This is a genomic window from Mesorhizobium huakuii (genome assembly GCF_030160235.1).
Classification (GTDB): domain Bacteria; phylum Pseudomonadota; class Alphaproteobacteria; order Rhizobiales; family Rhizobiaceae; genus Mesorhizobium; species Mesorhizobium huakuii.
The window spans coordinates 107,009-122,771 of sequence record NZ_BSNY01000021.1; the positions used below are offsets into that span (position 1 = coordinate 107,009).

The window sequence follows — 15,763 nt, forward strand, 5'->3', positions numbered from 1 at the left end:
CTAGAGGAGCTGGCCGAGAAACTCCTGCACGGCGTGGCCGGGTCGGAAATTGCCGATGCGCTTGATCTCCCACTGCAGCCGGATGCCCGAATGCTCGAGCACCCGCGCGCGCACCGTCTCGCCGAGATATTCGAGGTCGTAGCCGGTCGCGGTGCCGGTGTTGATCATGAAATTGCAGTGCATCGGCGACATCTGCGCGCCGCCGATCATCAGGCCGCGGCAACCCGCCTTGTCGATCTCTTTCCAGGCTGACGTGCCTTCGGGATTCTTGAAGGTCGAGCCGCCGGTCTTCTCGCGGATCGGCTGCACGGTCTCGCGGTGATTCTGCACCGCGTCCATCGCCGCCTTGATCGTGGCCTTGTCCTCGGCAAAGCCTTCGAACACAGCCGAGGTGAAGATCAGCCCGGCAGGGGCGGACGAATGGCGATAGGCATAGCCCATCTCGGCATTGCTCAATGTCTGGACATTGCCCTTGCGGTCGAGCGCGCGTACCTCGACGACGCGCTCGCGCGTCTCGACGCCATTGGCGCCGGCATTCATCCTCAGCGCCCCACCGATGGCGCCCGGAATGCCGTGGTAGAAATGGAAGCCGCCAATGCCGCCTTCCAGAGCCAGGGCCGCGATGCGCTTGTCGGGCGTGGCGGCGCCCGCCTTGATCCTGATCGGCGAAACGATTTCGGCCTCGCCAAAGCCCTTGGCCGAAAGCCGGATGACGAAGCCTGGAATGCCGCCGTCCCTGACCAGAAGGTTCGAGCCGACGCCGACAATGGTCAGGGGTATTTCTTCGGGGACCGCGCGCAGGAACGCGGCAAGGTCTTCTTCGTCGGCCGGCTGGAACAGCACCTCGGCCAGGCCGCCGGCGCGGAACCAGGTGATCTTGTCCATCTCGGCGTTCGGCGTGAGACGGCCGCGCAGGCCGGCGAGCCGGTCGCCGAGTTTGTCGATCAGGGCCTGGCCGTGCATCATGAGGCGGCAAGCTCCTTTGGCAGAGCATAGGCCCATTGGGTGATGTTGCCGGCGCCGAGAAAGACGACGAAGTCGCCGGGCTTGGCCAGGTCGCGAATGATCGGCGCGATCGCTGTTGGCCCTTCTATGTAGCGCGCGTCGCGATGCCCGCCGGCGCGGATGCGCGACACCAGCTCATCGGAGGTGACGCCGTCGATCGGGTCTTCGCCGGCAGCATAGACCGGCGCCACCATCACCGTGTCGGCGTCGTTGAAGCAGGCGGAGAACTCGTTGAACAGATCGTGCAGCCGGGTGAAGCGGTGCGGCTGGGCAATGGCGATGACGCGCCCCTTGGTGGCGCTGCGCGCCGCCTTCAGCACCGCCGAGATCTCGACCGGATGGTGACCGTAATCGTCGAACACATCGACGCCGTTCCAGGACCCGGTATGGGTGAAGCGGCGCTTGACGCCGGCGAAGGACGACAGGCCCTTCTTGATCGCCTCGGCGGACAGGCCGAGCTCATGCGCGACGGCGATGGCCGCGGTCGCGTTCGAGACATTGTGGCGGCCGGGCATCGGCAGGCGCAGGCCTGAAATCGTGCTCTGGCTGCCGGTCTTGCGGTCGCGGATCACCACGTCGAACTCGGATGTGGCGCCCGCCATGCGGTGGTTGGTGAAGCGCACATCGGCCTGCGCGTTCTCGCCATAGGTGATGACGCGGCGGTCCTCGATGCGGCCGACCAGCGCCTGCACTTCCGGATGGTCGGTGCACATCACGCCGAATCCGTAGAACGGCACATTCTCGACGAACTGGCGGAAGGCCTCGCGCACCTTGTCGAAGCTGCCATAGTGGTCGAGATGCTCGGGATCGATGTTGGTGACGACAGCGATTTCCGCCGGCAGCTTGAGGAACGTGCCGTCGCTCTCGTCGGCCTCGACCACCATCCACTCGCCGTCCCCCATGCGGGCATTGGTGCCATAGGCGTTGATGATGCCACCATTGATGACGGTCGGATCGAGCCCGCCGGCCTCCAGCAAGGTCGCCACCATCGAGGTCGTCGTCGTCTTGCCATGCGTGCCGCCGATCGCCACCGCCTGGCGAAAGCGCATCAGCTCGGCCAGCATCTCGGCGCGGCGCACGATCGGCAGCAGCTTTTCGCGCGCGGCCTTCAGCTCCGGATTGGTCTTCTTGATCGCCGTCGAGACGACCACCACCTCGGCATCGCCGAGATTCTCGGCCTTGTGGCCGACGAAGCATTCGATGCCCTTGTCGCGCAGCCGCTGCACATTGGCGCTTTCGGCCTGGTCGGACCCTTGCACCTTGTAGCCGAGATTGTGCAGCACCTCGGCGATGCCGCTCATGCCGATGCCGCCAATACCGATGAAATGCACGAGGCCGATGGTCTGCGGCATCTTCATGCTTGCGTCCCCTTCCTGAAATCCGAAACGGCTTTTTGGGACGCAATAGCCTCTGTGAGATCGGCGAGCAACCGTGCCGCGTCCGGCCTGCCGGCCGATTTCGCGCCCGCGGCCATCGCCGCCAGCCGCTCAGGCATGTCCATCAGTCCGCCAATGAGGGCCGCGATGCGCTCGGGCGACAGCGTCGATTGCGGGTGCACCTCGCCGCCGCCGGCAGCGGCGAGGGCTGCCGCGTTCGCCGCCTGGTCGTGGTCAAGCGCATAGGGATAGGGCACCAGCAGCGCCGGCCGGCCGATGACGGCAATCTCCGAGACGGTCGAGGCGCCGGAGCGCGAGATCACCAGATGCGCCGCCGCCATGCGCGCCGCCATGTCGGTGAAGAAGGGCGAGACCTCGACGGCGACGCCAAGCGCGGCATAGGCCGCCTTAACCCGCGCCACGTCATCCGCGCGTGCCTGCTGCGTGATCACCAGCCGCTTGCGCTGTGCATGCGAAAGCAGCGCGATGGCCCCCGGCATGGCATCGGAAAAGAACTGCGCACCCTGGCTGCCGCCGAACACCAGCAGGCGGAACGGCTCCTCCCCGGCCGACGCCACGTAAGGCGTCCTGGCCGCTTCCAGCACCGCCGGCCTGACCGGATTGCCTGTCGTCACCGTCTTTTCACCGATGGCGCTCGTATCCTGCGGCAGGAAGCCGCCGGCGATGGCATCGACGCGGCCGGCCAGCGCCCGGTTGGCGCGCCCCATCACCGCGTTCTGCTCATGGATCAGCGTCGGCACCTTGCGCCGCGTCGCCGCATAAAGCGGCGGCAGGGTCGGATAGCCGCCAAAACCGACCACCGCATCCGGCTTGATCCGGCCGATAATGGCCGAGGCCTGACGCACGCCGCGCCAGATCTTCCAGAAGGCGCCAAGCACGGCAATCGGATTTTTCGAGCCCATCGTCGCCGACTGGATCGGATGGATGGCGGCAGCCGGGAAATGGCCGGCAAATCGCTCGGCGCGATCGTCGGTCGCCAGATGCACCGTCCAGCCGCGCTCGATGAGTTCATGCGCCAGCGCCTCGGCCGGAAACAGATGTCCGCCGGTTCCGCCCGCCGCGAGAAGGATGACACCCCTCGCCATGTCACTCCGCCGGCAAAGCGCGCTGCGGCAGCGCAAAACCCATCTGCTTGCGCTTCTCCGGCCGCTTGCGTGTCAGCGCCAGCACCATGCCCATCGAAATGGCGATGGCGATCTGCGAGGAGCCGCCATAAGAGATGAAGGGCAGCGTCATGCCCTTGGCGGGCACCAGCTGCAGGTTGACGCACATGTTGATGACGGCCTGCAGCCCGAACACGGTGACGAGGCCGCCGACCGCATAACGGGTGAAGTCGTCATGCTCCTTGAGTGCCGTGTTGAGGCCGCGCAGCACGATGAAGGCGAAGATCGACATGATGAAGAAACACATGATCAGCCCGAATTCCTCGCCCGCGACCGAGAAGACGAAGTCGGCATGGCTGTCGGGGATGACCCGCTTGACCGTGCCCTCGCCCGGCCCGACGCCGAACCAGCCACCATTGATCAGCGCGTCCCGCCCCATATCGACCTGGAACGTGTCGCCCTCGCCGGTGAGGAACTTGTCGATGCGCAAGGCAACGTGCGGAAACACCGTATAGGCGGCGAAGACGCCGCCGACGCCGGCCGCGCCCAACACGATGATCCACAGCCAGGGCAGCCCCGCCATGAAGAACATGATGCCCCAGGTGCCCGTCGTCAGCATGGTCTGGCCGAGGTCCGGCTGCGCCACCAGCAGCGACACGACCAGCACCAGGAGCAGCATGGCGAACAAATTGCCCGGAATATCGGGCTGGCGCTTGTGCTCGGCGAACAGCCAGGCGCACATGATGACGAAGGCCGGCTTCAGGAATTCCGAGGGCTGGATCGACAGGCCGGCGAGCGAGACCCAGCGCCGCGCGCCCTTCACCTCGACGCCGATATAGAGCACCGCCACCATCAGCACCAGCATCAGGCACAGCATGATCAGCGACATGCGCCGGATCTGCCTGGAATCGAGGAAGGAGACGGCCAGCATCACGCCGAGCGCCGGCACGGTGAAGACGATCTGCCTGGTGGCGAAATGGAAACTGTCGAGGCCGATGCGCTCGGCCACCGCCGGGCTGGCGGCGAAGGACAAGACGATGCCCAGTCCCATCAGCGACAGGAACGCCGCCAGGAACCAGCGATCGATCGTCCACCACCAGGTTGCGACAGGACTTTTATCGAGACGGCTCTGCATTATCGTGCCCCTCCGATGGGTTTGACGCCATCTATAGCGCTCGCAGCTTGCCTGAAGGCTTCGCCGCGAACTTCGAAATTCTTGAACTGGTCGAAACTGGCGCATGCCGGCGACAGCAGCACCACCACTTCGCCGCTGTCGTCCTTTGCCGCATCGTGCGCGGCGTGCTCGACCGCCGCGGCCAGCGTGCCCGAGATCTCGTAGGGCACCGCCTCGCCCAGCGTCGCCGAAAAAGCAGGGGCGGCCTCGCCGATCAGATAGGCCTTGGCGATGCGCGGGAAGAAACCGCGCAGCGGCTCGATGCCGCCCTCCTTGGGCAGGCCGCCGGCGATCCAGTAGATGCGCGGGAAGCTCGACAGCGCGGGTGCTGCCGCGTCGGCATTGGTCGCCTTGGAATCGTTGATGAACAGCACGTGGTCCTTGCGGCCGACCTGCTCCATGCGGTGCGCGAGGCCCGGAAAGCTTTCGAGCCCGGACTGGATCTCGCCGAGGTCGAGCCCGACCTTCAGGCAAGCGGCGACCGCGGCAAGCGCGTTCTGCGCATTGTGCTGGCCGCGCAGCGAACCGATGCCTTCGAGGAAGGCGACCTTGCTGTAGCGGCCGTGCACGGCCTCCATCAGATTGGTGCCGTCGGCGAAATAGCCGTCGGTCAGTGGCAGCCGCTTGGAAATGCGGATGACCTGCCGCCCTGCCCGCTCCAGCCGCTCGGCGATCTGCGCGCACCAGGAATCGTCGATGCCGATGATCGCCGTCTCGCTGCCCGCCACCAGCCGCTCCTTGATCGAGGCGTAGTGCTGCATGGTGCCATGGCGGTCGAGATGGTCGGGCGTCAGGTTGAGCAGGATGCCGGCGGTCGGATTGATCGAGGGCGCGAGGTCGATCTGGTAGGACGAGCACTCGACGACATAGTGGCGATCGGGCTTCGGCGGATCGAGCGTCATCACCGCGCGGCCGATATTGCCGCCCATCTGAGTGTCGCGGCCTGCCGATTTGAGGATATGCGCCGTCAGCGCCGTGGTCGTCGACTTGCCGTTGGTGCCGGTGATGGCGATGAAAGGCGACGTCGGCGCGCTCAGCGTCCGCTCCCGGCAGAAAAGCTCGATGTCGCCGATGATCTCGACGCCGGCGCCCTTCGCCAGTTCGACCGTCCAATGCGGCTTGGGATGCGTCAGCGGCACGCCCGGCGACAGCACCAAGGCGGAGAATTTCGCCCAGTCGGCGCCACGCAGATCGGCGGTTGCGATGCCGGTGGCGGCTGCCTTGGCGACGCTGTCGGGATTGTCGTCCCAGGCAAGCACCTGCGCGCCACCCTCGATCAATGCCCGCGCGGTCGCGATCCCCGAGCCACCGAGCCCGAAGAGCGAAACGTGTTTGCCTGCGAAGGATGCGGCGGGGATCAAGGGAGGGCTTCCTATCTGAGCTTCAGGGTGGAGAGGCCGACCAGCGCCAGGATGACGGCGATGATCCAGAAGCGGATCACCACCTGGCTCTCGGTCCAGCCGAGCTTTTCGAAATGATGGTGGATCGGCGCCATCAGGAACACGCGCTTGCCGGTCATCTTGAAGTAGCCGACCTGGATGATCACCGACAGGATCTCGACCACGAACAGGCCGCCGACGATGACCAGCACGATCTCATGCTTGGTGGCGACCGCCACCGTGCCGATCAGGCCGCCCATGGCCAGCGAACCGGTGTCGCCCATGAAGATCGCCGCCGGCGGCGCGTTGAACCAGAGGAAGCCGAGGCCGGCGCCGATGACGGCGCCCAGCACGACCGCCAGTTCTCCGGTGCCGGGGACGAAATGGATCTGCAGATATTCGGCGAACACCGCGTTGCCCGAGAGATAGGCGATGACGCCGAAGGAGGCCGCCGCGATCATGATCGGCACGATCGCCAGTCCATCTAGGCCGTCGGTCAGGTTCACCGCATTGCCGGCGCCGACGATGACGAAGCAGGAGAACGGGATGAAGAACCAGCCGAGGTTGATGATGAATTCCTTGGCGAAGGGGAATGTCAGCGACGAGGAGAACGGCGCCTGGCCATTGTGCATGATCACCCAGGCGGCGATGCCGGCGATGACAAATTCGAGCCCCAGCCGCGCCTTGCCGGAGAAGCCGAGATGCGACTGCTTGGTCACCTTCAGATAGTCGTCGTAGAAGCCGATCGAGCCGAAGCCCAGCGTCACCAGCAGCACCACCCAGACATAGATGCTCGACAGGTTCGCCCACAGGAGCGACGAGCCTATGATGCCGGACAGGATCATCAGCCCGCCCATGGTCGGTGTACCGGCCTTCTTGAAATGCGTCTGCGGTCCGTCGGCGCGGATCGGCTGGCCCTTGCCTTGCCTGAGCCGCAGCGAATTGATGATGGTCGGCCCAAAGATGAAGACGATCAGCGCAGAGGTGATCAGCGCCCCGCCGGTGCGGAACGTGATGTAGCGGAAGACATTGAAGACCGAGATCTTGTCCGCGAAATCGACCAGCAGTGTAAACATGCGCTTTCGTCCCCCGACTTGACCTAGGTCAGTTTGCTGGTTGTGGTTTCAGCCGGGTATTTGCCCAGCAGCGCATCGACCAGTTTTGCAAAACCGATGCCCTTCGACGATTTGATCATCACCACGTCGCCCGGCTTCAGCGCGGCAAGCAGCACCGGCTTCAGTTCCTCGACGCCGGCGCGGTATTCCGTCTTGATGTCTTCAGGCAGCGCTTGCGCCAATGCCCGCATTTCAGGACCGCCGAGAAACACGGTCTGGGTGCCGGTGCCTACGATGAGATCGGCAAGGGCGGCATGCAGCTTGGCCGAATGCTCGCCGAGTTCCAGCATATCGCCGAGCACGGCGATACGGCGCCCCTCACCCGCCACCGGCGTCGCGTTGAGCAGCGCCATGGCCGCCGCCATCGAAGCCGGATTGGCGTTGTAGCTCTCGTCGATCAGCGTGATCGGTCCTTGTGGGTGCCGCAGCACATGGCGTTTGCCACGGCCGCGCTCCGCCGAGAGATCGGCCAGTGCGATTGCCACCTTGTCGAGATCGGCGCCGACCAGTTGCGCCGCGCCCAGCACCGCGAGCACGTTCTGCACCATGTGCCGGCCGGGCGCACCGATGCGGGCGATCATGTCACGACCGCCTATCCGGGCGGCGATGTCGGAATGGTCGGCATGCAATTCGCATTTGGTGAGCTTGAAGGTCGAGCGCGCATTCTCGCCGAAGCCGTAGACATGCTCGACGCCGGCGGCATGCGCCATCTTGTCGAGCAGCTTGAAGCGCGCATCGTCGCGGTTGAGGACGGCGGCGCCCTCGGGCTCCAGCCCTTCGAAAATCTCGGCCTTGGCCTTGGCGATCTCGTCGAGATTGCGGAAGAAGCCGAGATGCGCCGCCGCGATGATGGTGACGATGGCGACATGCGGCCGCACCATCTTCACCAGCGGCCGGATCTCGTCGGGATGGTTCATGCCGATCTCGAAGACGGCATAGTCGCAATCGTCCGGCATGCGCGCGAGCGTCAGCGGCACGCCCCAATGGTTGTTGAAGGACTGCGCCGAGGCATGCACCTTGCCGACCGCCGACAGCACATGGCGCAACGCTTCCTTGGTCGTGGTCTTGCCGGCCGAACCGGTCACCGCGATGATCTTGGCCCGGGAGCGGGCGCGAGCCGCGACGCCGAGCTTTTCCAATGCGACCAGCACATCCTCGACGACGATGATCGGCGCCGTCAGCCGGCCGAGCGACGGCAGCTTGCCTTCCGCCACCACCAGCACGCCGGCGCCGGCCTTGATGGCCGCGGTGGCGAAGTCGTGGCCATCCATCGCCTCGCCCTTGATGGCGAAGAAGGCGTCACCCGGCTGCAGGCTGCGGCTGTCGATCGAAATGCCCGATATGCCTTCGGGCATAGGCCCGAGCGGCCGCCCGTCCATGGCGGCAACCAGCGCCTCGGAGGTCCACAGCAAACTCATGCGACACGCTCCCGCAGCGCCGCGCGGACTTCCTCATGGTCTGAAAAATGCAAGGTTTCGGAGCCGATCGTCTGGCCTTCCTCGTGCCCTTTGCCGGCCACGATCAGCGTGTCGCCGGCATGAAGCATGCCGACAGCCTCGTGGATCGCCTTGCGGCGGTCGCCGATCTCGATGGCGCCGGGCGCGGCGGCCAGAATGGCGGCGCGGATCGTTTCGGGCACTTCGGAGCGCGGATTGTCGTCGGTAACGATGACGACGTCGGCAAGCCGGGTCGCGATCTCGCCCATGATCGGCCTCTTGCCCCGGTCGCGGTCGCCGCCGCAGCCGAACACGACCATCACGCGACCGGTGGTGAACGGGCGTACCGAAGCCAGCACATTTTCCAGCGCATCCGGCTTGTGGGCATAGTCGACATAAACCGGCGCACCGCTGGCGGTGGTGCCGACGAGGTCGAGCCGGCCCGGTGCGCCCCTCAATTTCTCCAATGCGGCCAATGCCTTGGCGACAGGCGTTCCGGTGGAAATCGCAAGCCCAGCCGAAACCAGCGCGTTCGAAATCTGGAAATCGCCGGCCAGCGGCAGGTCGATTTCGTAGAGCACGCCCTCGGCCTCGACCTCGGCGCGCTGGCGATGGCGTTCGTGTTCGACTCGCTTCAGCGTCAGGAAATCGCCATGGCGGCCAACCGTCAGCACCTTGAGCCCGGCAGCCTGTGCCGCCTGGATGGTCGGCGCCGACCAGGGATCGTCGGCGAAGATCACCGCCGGCGCGCCTTTCGGCAGCAGCGTGTCGAACAGGCGCAGTTTGGCGCGGTGATAATCCTCGACCGTCGGATGGTAATCCATGTGGTCGCGGCCAAGATTGGTGAAGCCGCCGGCGGCGAGCTTGACCCCGTCGAGACGGCGCTGGTCGAGCCCATGGCTGGAAGCTTCCATCGAAGCGTGGGTGACGCCGGCATCGGCCAATTCCCGCAGCAGCTGATGCAGGGCGACCGGATCGGGCGTCGTCAGCGAGCCATACTCGTTGCGGCCGGGCGCCACCACGCCGGTGGTGCCGATCGAAGCCGCGGCATAGCCCGCCTGCTCCCAGATCTGCCTGGTGAAGGCGGCGACCGAGGTCTTGCCGCTGGTGCCGGTCACCGCGACCATGGTCCGCGGCTGCTTGCCGAAATAGCGGGCAGCACTCAGCGCCAGCGCCAGGCGTGGATCGTCGACCGCCAGCACCGGAACCGGCAGTCCGTCGACGGAACTGCCCTTGCTTGTCACGACCGCCAGCGCGCCCCGCTTGGCCGCGTCGGCAGCGTAGGCCGCGCCGTCCGCCTTGGTGCCGGCGAGCGCAAAAAAGACCACGCCCGGTTTTACCTGGCGGGAATCGGAGGAAATCCCGGTAACCTCCAGATCGGCGGAAGCTGTTCCTTCGACTGGCAGGACACCGGCTAGATCTCTGAGCTTCATCGAGTTCCGTTCACCGCAATAAAATAGCGCGCAGTCGCCGGCGCGCCCTAAGAATCACTCATAGGAAACCAACGTTGCACCATTTTCATGGCTGAAATCTGGTTTCACGCCAAGCATGGCCGCCGACCGCCTGATGATATTACCCGCCATGACGCCCGCATTCGCGGCCGCGACGTCGGTCATGCCGGGCTTTTCGGGGTGCGGAGCATCGGCGATCGTAAACACCAGATATTGCGGATCGTCTATCGGGAAGGCGGCGACGAAGGTGTTGAAATTCAATTCCTTAGAGTAGCGACCGTTGATGACCTTCTCGGCCGTTCCGGTCTTGCCGCCAACGCGGTAGCCGGGGACTCTGGCGTTTCTGGCCGAACCCTTCTCGGCGTTGAGCGAATAGAGATAGCGCATGCCCTCGACCGTCTTTTCGCTGACGACTTTTTTGGCAATCGCCATCGCCTCCTGCTGCGTGCGCACCAGGAAGGTCGGATTCATCAAATAGCCGCCATTCATCAGCGCCGCGCAGCCGACAGCCGCTTGCAGCGGCGTCGTCGATACGCCGTGGCCGAAGGCAATGGTGAACGAATTGACCTGTTTCCAGACCTTCGGTTCGGTCGGGCGGGCGACTTCGGGCAGTTCGGTCTGCATCCTTTCCAGGATGCCAAGGCGATGCAGGAATTCCCGGTGCCCCTCGATGCCCACCAGTTCGGCCTCCCTGGCCGAACCGATGTTGGACGAATAGAGGAACACCTCGGGCAAGGACAGCACACGGTTCTTGCCGTGGAAATCGTGAATGGCCTGATGGCCGACCCGGATCGGATGCGACGCATCGAAACGACTGTTCATCGTCGCCTTGCCGGAATCGAGCGCCATCGCCGAGGTGAAGCTCTTGAAGGTCGAGCCCATCTCATAGAGGCCCGCCGACATACGGTTCAGCCGGTCCTTCTCCTGTGCATTGTAGGGATTGTTCGGATCGAAATCCGGCACCGAGGCCATGGCCACCACTTCGCCGGTCTTGACGTTGAGCACGACGGCGCCGGCGCCGAGCGCGCGATAGCGCTCCAGGCCGGCGGCGATCTCGTCGCGCACCACATGCTGGACGCGCAGATCGATCGACAGCTTGACCGGCTTGAGATCCTTGGCCACCGCCAGGCCCGACGCCTGCAGGTCGCTCAGGCCCTGCTCGTCGATATATTTCTCCATGCCGGAGATGCCCTGGTTGTCGATGTTGGTCAGGCCGACAATGTAGGACGAGGTTTCGCCGCTCGGATAGAAACGGCGCTTCTCCGTGCGGAAGCCGAAACCGGGAATGCCGAGCTGCATGATGTCGGCCTGCTGCTTGGGCGTCAGCTGCCGCTGCAGCCAGACGAAGCCGGCGCCGCTCTTGAGCTTGTGGTAGGTCTGCTCGTAATCGATCTCGGGCAGCACGGTCGACAGCTTCTCGATCGCCTCGTCGGCATCGACGATGCGGCGCGGCTCTGCGAACAGCGACGCCGTCTTGATGTCGGTCGCCAGCACTTCGCCATTGCGGTCGACAATATCGGGCCGCGAGGCGGTGATCCGGCTCTGTGGGCCGCCCGACAGGTCAGGTGTCTGGAAGCCTAGATAGACCAGCCGCCCAGAAATGGTCGAGAAGATGCCGAAGAACACCGCCATCGTCATCACGATGCGCGCCTTGCCCTTGCCGCCGGTCGCCTTGCGGGCGCCCTCGACGACGATCGATCCGTCTTCACCCGTCCTGGCGCGACGCTTCAGCAGTTCGCCGATCATTGGGCGATGCCTCCGGTCACGACGGGGTCCTTGCCGTCCGCGGGCGCCTTGTCGGAATTGTCGGCCATGCCGCCCTGGCGTCCGTTCAGAATGTCCTGGATGTCCAGGGCCTTGGCCGGCAGGTCGCTCAAGCCGACGATCTGGCGGGCGCTGACCGGCTCAAGCGCGAGCTGCGACTTGTAGAGTTCGGCGAGCTTCTGCAGCCGCGACGGCTGGGTGAGCAGGCTCCAGTCGGCCTTGAGTAGGTCGATCGTCTCCTCCTCATAGCGTATCTGGTTGTGGATCTTCTGCACCGCCGCCAACTGGTCCTCGGCCTCGCGCTTGGTCTTGTAGGTCAGGGCCGCCGCCGAAACCATGACGGCGATCAGGACAATGTCGCTGGTACGGAACACGTGCTTACCTCTCCCCCGGCCGATCGATGCCGGGAAGCTTTGGAAGGCCGAAAATCGAAAAATCACCGGCGCGCGCCGGCGCCTCGGTGCGGATCGCCGCGCGCAGCCTGGCCGAGCGTGCGCGCGGATTGGCAGCGACCTCGGCGTCATCAGCCGTCACGCCGCCGCCAGCCTTGCGGAAAGTCGCGGTGCGGGCATGCGCCTCGGGCAGGTGGCGTGAGCCGGTGGCGACGTCGGCGCGGTCGGCGATGAAGCGCTTGACGATGCGGTCTTCCAGCGAATGGAACGTCACCACTACCAGGCGCCCGCCGGGCTTCAGCGCGCGTTCGGCCGCGAACAGGGCCTTGGCCAGTTCGCCGAGTTCGTCATTGACGAAGATGCGCAGCGCCTGGAAGACGCGGGTCGCCGGATGGATCTTGTCCTTCGGCGCGCGGCCGATATGCGTCTCGATGGCGTCGGCCAGTTCCAGCGTGCGCTCGAACGGTTTCTTTTCGCGGCGCGCTTCGATCATGCGGGCGATGCGGCCGGCGTGGCGCTCCTCGCCGAGGAAGCCGAAGATGCGGGCAAGATCGCCCGGCTTGAAACTGTTGACGATATCGGCGGCGCTCAAGCCAGCCTGCGCCATGCGCATGTCGAGCGGCCCGTCGAAACGGAAGGAAAAGCCACGCTCGGCCTGGTCGAGCTGCATGGAGGACACGCCGATGTCGAGCACGACGCCATCGGCGCTTTCGACATGCTCGTCCAGCGTCGAGAACGGCGCCTGCACCAGCCTCAGCCGACCGCCCGATTGCGCCTCGAGATCGCGCCCGGCGGCGATGGCATCGGGATCGCGGTCGATCGCCACGACCGAAGCGCCAGTCGCCAGAATGGCTTTGGTGTAGCCGCCGGCGCCGAACGTGCCGTCGATGATGATGTCGCCCTGTGCCGGCGCCAGTGCCTCGAGCACTTCGCCAAGGAGGACCGGAATGTGGCGGACCGATCCGCCAACGGCGTGGATGTCATCGCCGTGGCCCACCGTCATTCCGGTCGCTCCCCAGGCTTCGTCCCCTGCCGAAGCTGCAAAAGCCTGGCCCGCGCCTGCGCCCCATAGGCCGCAAGCCGTCCCGGCTCCCAGATCTGAAAGAAATTGCCGCGCCCGACAAAGGCCACCTCCGCCGAGATGCCGGTATGCTCGCGAATGAAATCGCTCATCGTGATGCGGCCATCCTGGTCGAGTTTCAGGAAGGTTCCGTCGCCATGGCAGAAGAACGACATGTCGTCCGCCGTCTGCAGGAAGGGATCTTCCAGCGCGATGCGCTGCTCGTAGCGGTCGAGCAGGTCCAGCCCGCCGACATCCATCGCCGGCAGGTCCAGGCAGCGCAGTGCGTAGAGTTCCGAATAGCCGCGCTTCTGCACGACGGCGCGGAAATGCGCCGGAACGGACACCCGTCCCTTCGCGTCGATCCTGCTCACCGTGTTCGACAGAAACCGGTCCATTAAACGCTACAGCCGCTTGCGCCGCCGCACCCCTCTTCATCGTCTCGTACGCGCCGCCGCAGCGCGTTCCCTGCCCCGTACCAACCTCGCCCGCATGGGCAAAAACCGGCAAACGCGCAGCCGCCGCGGCTGCCCGATTGGCGTACGCTTTACCCTGACGCGGAACGAAGGCTTTGATGTCTCGATGGGATATCATGGGGCACTATGGGCGTCAACGGGAATAGGCTTCACAAACACGCGCGCCGCAACCAATCCGAGCAGCCGTAACGGCACGTCCCGTCTTTATGGATCATTAAGCCTAACGAAGCGTTTAGAGCCCTCTGGCCCAAAAGACCTGGCTTGCCGCCAATCACCCGCGCGCATAGCGTCGAGCGACGCCTTCCGCCCAGAAAACAAGGATCGAGATCATGTCCGAGACGGCAAAGCCACGCGCCGCCGAACTGTCCCATTTGCGCAGCCGCGATTTCGTCAGTGGCGATCCGATCCCGTTGCCGCTGACCATGGCTTCGATCTTTCACACGCCGGGCGTCGAGACCGGGGTCGATCAATATGGCCGCTACGACAACCCAACCTGGCGCGCCGTGGAACATGTGCTCGGCCATTTGGAAGACGCGCAATGCGTGAGTTTTCCCTCTGGAATGGGCGCGATTTCCTCGGTGTTTTTCGCGCTCCTGAAATCGGGCGATCGCGTGCTCCTGCCGGCGGACGGCTATCACGCCACGCGTGCGATGGCCGAACGCTTCCTGAGGCCGCTCGGCATCACCTGCGATACCAGGCCGACGCCGACCTTCCTTGACGGCGGCTTCGCAGGCTATTCACTGGTCTTCGTGGAAACCCCGTCCAATCCGCGGCTGGACATCTGCGACATCTCGGCGATCGCCAGGGCTGTCCACGAACAGAGCGGGATCCTTGTCGTCGACAACACGACGATGACACCATTCGGCCAACGTCCCCTCGACTTCGGCGCCGATATCGTCGTCTCCGCCGACACCAAGGCGGTCAACGGCCATTCGGACGTGCTTTTCGGCCATGTCGCCAGCCGGAACGCCGACATAATCGCCAAGGTGACGGACTGGCGCGCAATGGCCGGCGGCATTCCCGGGCCGTTCGAAGCCTGGCTGGTGCATCGCGGCCTCGAAACACTGGAGGTGCGCTTTGACCGCATGTGCTCATCGGCCGAAACGATCGCGCAACGGCTGAAGGAACATCGCGCGGTGCGTGGCCTGCGTTTTCCCGGCCTCGATGGCGATCCGTCGCACAACCTTGCGCGCGCCCAGATGGAGCGCTTCGGCTTCCTCATTTCCTTCGAACTCGTCTCGGAGGACAAGGCCGAGGATTTCATCAACAATTGCCACCTGATAGAGGCTGCGACCTCCTTCGGCGGCGTCCACACTTCGGCCGAGCGACGCTCGAAGCGAGGCGATGCGGTGCCATCAGGCTTTGTCCGCCTCTCTATCGGCTGTGAACCGGTCGAAGAACTCTGGAAAGCCGTCGAGGCATCGCTGGACAGGATCAGCGGCTGATCGCACCAGATTCAAGCGTTGGCCGGTTTGCGGCCTGCCTGGCGAATAGCCGAAAAGACGTGAATCAACAGGCGCGCCCGGGGGGCGCAACCTGCTGATCTCAAAGGATTTCTCTTCGAGGGCGAAACTGCCAGCTGGCCTGTAAGCCGGGTTCTGTATGGCCCTCGCCCCTTGCGGGACGAGAACGTGGCGGCCATTCATCTTGGGCGCATGTTGCCATGCGCCTCACGCAACCTACCCGGACGGTGAGCCGGAAACAGCCCTCGAGGGTTTCCCCTCGCACCGCCCCTATTCGGTTTTGCTCCCGGTGGGGTTTACCGTGCCGCTCCTGTTGCCAGTCGCGCGGTGGGCTCTTACCCCACCCTTTCACCCTTACCCCGACAAAGTCGTGGCGGTTTGCTTTCTGTGGCACTTTCCCTGGGGTCGCCCCCGCCGGCCATTAACCGGCACCGTGTCTCCATGGAGCCCGGACTTTCCTCACTCGCGGCCTTTCGGCGTTTGCGAGTGCGGCCGCCCAGCCAGCTGGCAAGGCGTATAAAGGGGTTCAGCCGGGAAAACGCAAATGA

13 protein-coding genes and 1 other RNA gene are annotated in these 15,763 nt (G+C 65.0%); 1 reads left to right on the forward strand and 13 read right to left on the reverse strand.

Annotated features, from left to right (window positions below):
* Genes murB through mraZ form a run of 12 tightly spaced genes read right to left on the reverse strand, consistent with a single transcriptional unit; the run spans position 1 to position 13,674 of the window.
* Positions 1 to 966 (reverse strand): UDP-N-acetylmuramate dehydrogenase, encoded by a 966-nt coding sequence (gene murB, locus QQK95_RS10735; protein WP_284272066.1) that lies wholly within the window; start codon positions 964 to 966, stop codon positions 1 to 3.
* The gene (gene murC, locus QQK95_RS10740; protein WP_284272068.1) at positions 963 to 2,363 is read right to left on the reverse strand and encodes a UDP-N-acetylmuramate--L-alanine ligase; all 1,401 of its coding nucleotides are present in this window, start codon (positions 2,361 to 2,363) and stop codon (positions 963 to 965) included. The genes murB and murC overlap by 4 nt, the downstream gene beginning before the upstream one ends.
* Positions 2,360 to 3,487 carry an undecaprenyldiphospho-muramoylpentapeptide beta-N-acetylglucosaminyltransferase gene (gene murG, locus QQK95_RS10745; RefSeq protein ID WP_284272070.1) on the reverse strand — a complete coding sequence of 376 codons (1,128 nt, stop codon included), beginning with the start codon at positions 3,485 to 3,487 and terminating at the stop codon, positions 2,360 to 2,362. Before murG ends, murC begins: the two co-directional genes overlap by 4 nt.
* Before the next feature lies 1 nt (position 3,488).
* Positions 3,489 to 4,640: a putative lipid II flippase FtsW gene (gene ftsW / locus QQK95_RS10750; protein WP_284272072.1), complete on the reverse strand. Its 1,152-nt coding sequence runs from the start codon at positions 4,638 to 4,640 to the stop codon at positions 3,489 to 3,491.
* Positions 4,640 to 6,040, reverse strand: coding sequence for a UDP-N-acetylmuramoyl-L-alanine--D-glutamate ligase (gene murD, locus QQK95_RS10755; RefSeq protein WP_284272074.1), 1,401 nt, complete (start codon positions 6,038 to 6,040; stop codon positions 4,640 to 4,642). Before murD ends, ftsW begins: the two co-directional genes overlap by 1 nt.
* Positions 6,041 to 6,051: 11 nt before the next feature.
* Positions 6,052 to 7,134: a phospho-N-acetylmuramoyl-pentapeptide-transferase gene (mraY, locus tag QQK95_RS10760; protein WP_199648420.1), complete on the reverse strand. Its 1,083-nt coding sequence runs from the start codon at positions 7,132 to 7,134 to the stop codon at positions 6,052 to 6,054.
* Between the two features lie 23 nt (positions 7,135 to 7,157).
* Positions 7,158 to 8,591: a UDP-N-acetylmuramoylalanyl-D-glutamyl-2,6-diaminopimelate--D-alanyl-D-alanine ligase gene (locus QQK95_RS10765; RefSeq protein WP_284272078.1), complete on the reverse strand. Its 1,434-nt coding sequence runs from the start codon at positions 8,589 to 8,591 to the stop codon at positions 7,158 to 7,160.
* The gene (locus tag QQK95_RS10770) at positions 8,588 to 10,042 is read right to left on the reverse strand and encodes a UDP-N-acetylmuramoyl-L-alanyl-D-glutamate--2,6-diaminopimelate ligase (protein WP_284272080.1); all 1,455 of its coding nucleotides are present in this window, start codon (positions 10,040 to 10,042) and stop codon (positions 8,588 to 8,590) included. The genes QQK95_RS10765 and QQK95_RS10770 overlap by 4 nt, the downstream gene beginning before the upstream one ends.
* A gap of 54 nt (positions 10,043 to 10,096) precedes the next feature.
* Positions 10,097 to 11,806: a peptidoglycan D,D-transpeptidase FtsI family protein gene (locus QQK95_RS10775; protein ID WP_284272082.1), complete on the reverse strand. Its 1,710-nt coding sequence runs from the start codon at positions 11,804 to 11,806 to the stop codon at positions 10,097 to 10,099.
* Complete coding sequence (gene ftsL / locus QQK95_RS10780) at positions 11,803 to 12,198, reverse strand: cell division protein FtsL (RefSeq protein WP_010910261.1); 396 nt, start codon at positions 12,196 to 12,198, stop codon at positions 11,803 to 11,805. The genes QQK95_RS10775 and ftsL overlap by 4 nt, the downstream gene beginning before the upstream one ends.
* Positions 12,199 to 12,202: 4 nt before the next feature.
* Positions 12,203 to 13,219, reverse strand: coding sequence for a 16S rRNA (cytosine(1402)-N(4))-methyltransferase RsmH (gene rsmH, locus QQK95_RS10785; protein ID WP_284272091.1), 1,017 nt, complete (start codon positions 13,217 to 13,219; stop codon positions 12,203 to 12,205).
* Complete coding sequence (gene mraZ / locus QQK95_RS10790) at positions 13,216 to 13,674, reverse strand: division/cell wall cluster transcriptional repressor MraZ (protein WP_056582893.1); 459 nt, start codon at positions 13,672 to 13,674, stop codon at positions 13,216 to 13,218. Before mraZ ends, rsmH begins: the two co-directional genes overlap by 4 nt.
* A 407-nt stretch (positions 13,675 to 14,081) precedes the next feature.
* On the opposite strand from mraZ, the gene QQK95_RS10795 reads away from it, so the two are divergent.
* Positions 14,082 to 15,197: a cystathionine gamma-lyase gene (locus QQK95_RS10795; RefSeq protein ID WP_284272098.1), complete on the forward strand. Its 1,116-nt coding sequence runs from the start codon at positions 14,082 to 14,084 to the stop codon at positions 15,195 to 15,197.
* Between the two features lie 126 nt (positions 15,198 to 15,323).
* Here the strand turns inward: QQK95_RS10795 and rnpB are convergent.
* Positions 15,324 to 15,723: RNase P RNA component class A (gene rnpB / locus QQK95_RS10800), an RNA gene on the reverse strand.
* Positions 15,724 to 15,763: the final 40 nt, after the last annotated feature.

Excerpts from the sequence above, each read along its gene's own strand:
- murB (WP_284272066.1), bottom strand. The coding sequence starts at position 966 with ATGATGCACGGCCAGGCCCTGATCGACAAACTCGGCGACCGGCTCGCC.
- murC (WP_284272068.1), bottom strand. The coding sequence starts at position 2,363 with ATGAAGATGCCGCAGACCATCGGCCTCGTGCATTTCATCGGTATTGGC.
- murG (WP_284272070.1), bottom strand. The coding sequence starts at position 3,487 with ATGGCGAGGGGTGTCATCCTTCTCGCGGCGGGCGGAACCGGCGGACAT.
- ftsW (WP_284272072.1), bottom strand. The coding sequence starts at position 4,640 with ATGCAGAGCCGTCTCGATAAAAGTCCTGTCGCAACCTGGTGGTGGACG.
- mraY (WP_199648420.1), bottom strand. The coding sequence starts at position 7,134 with ATGTTTACACTGCTGGTCGATTTCGCGGACAAGATCTCGGTCTTCAAT.
- QQK95_RS10765 (WP_284272078.1), bottom strand. The coding sequence starts at position 8,591 with ATGAGTTTGCTGTGGACCTCCGAGGCGCTGGTTGCCGCCATGGACGGG.
- QQK95_RS10770 (WP_284272080.1), bottom strand. The coding sequence starts at position 10,042 with ATGAAGCTCAGAGATCTAGCCGGTGTCCTGCCAGTCGAAGGAACAGCT.
- QQK95_RS10775 (WP_284272082.1), bottom strand. The coding sequence starts at position 11,806 with ATGATCGGCGAACTGCTGAAGCGTCGCGCCAGGACGGGTGAAGACGGA.
- rsmH (WP_284272091.1), bottom strand. The coding sequence starts at position 13,219 with ATGACGGTGGGCCACGGCGATGACATCCACGCCGTTGGCGGATCGGTC.
- mraZ (WP_056582893.1), bottom strand. The coding sequence starts at position 13,674 with ATGGACCGGTTTCTGTCGAACACGGTGAGCAGGATCGACGCGAAGGGA.
- QQK95_RS10795 (WP_284272098.1), top strand. The coding sequence starts at position 14,082 with ATGTCCGAGACGGCAAAGCCACGCGCCGCCGAACTGTCCCATTTGCGC.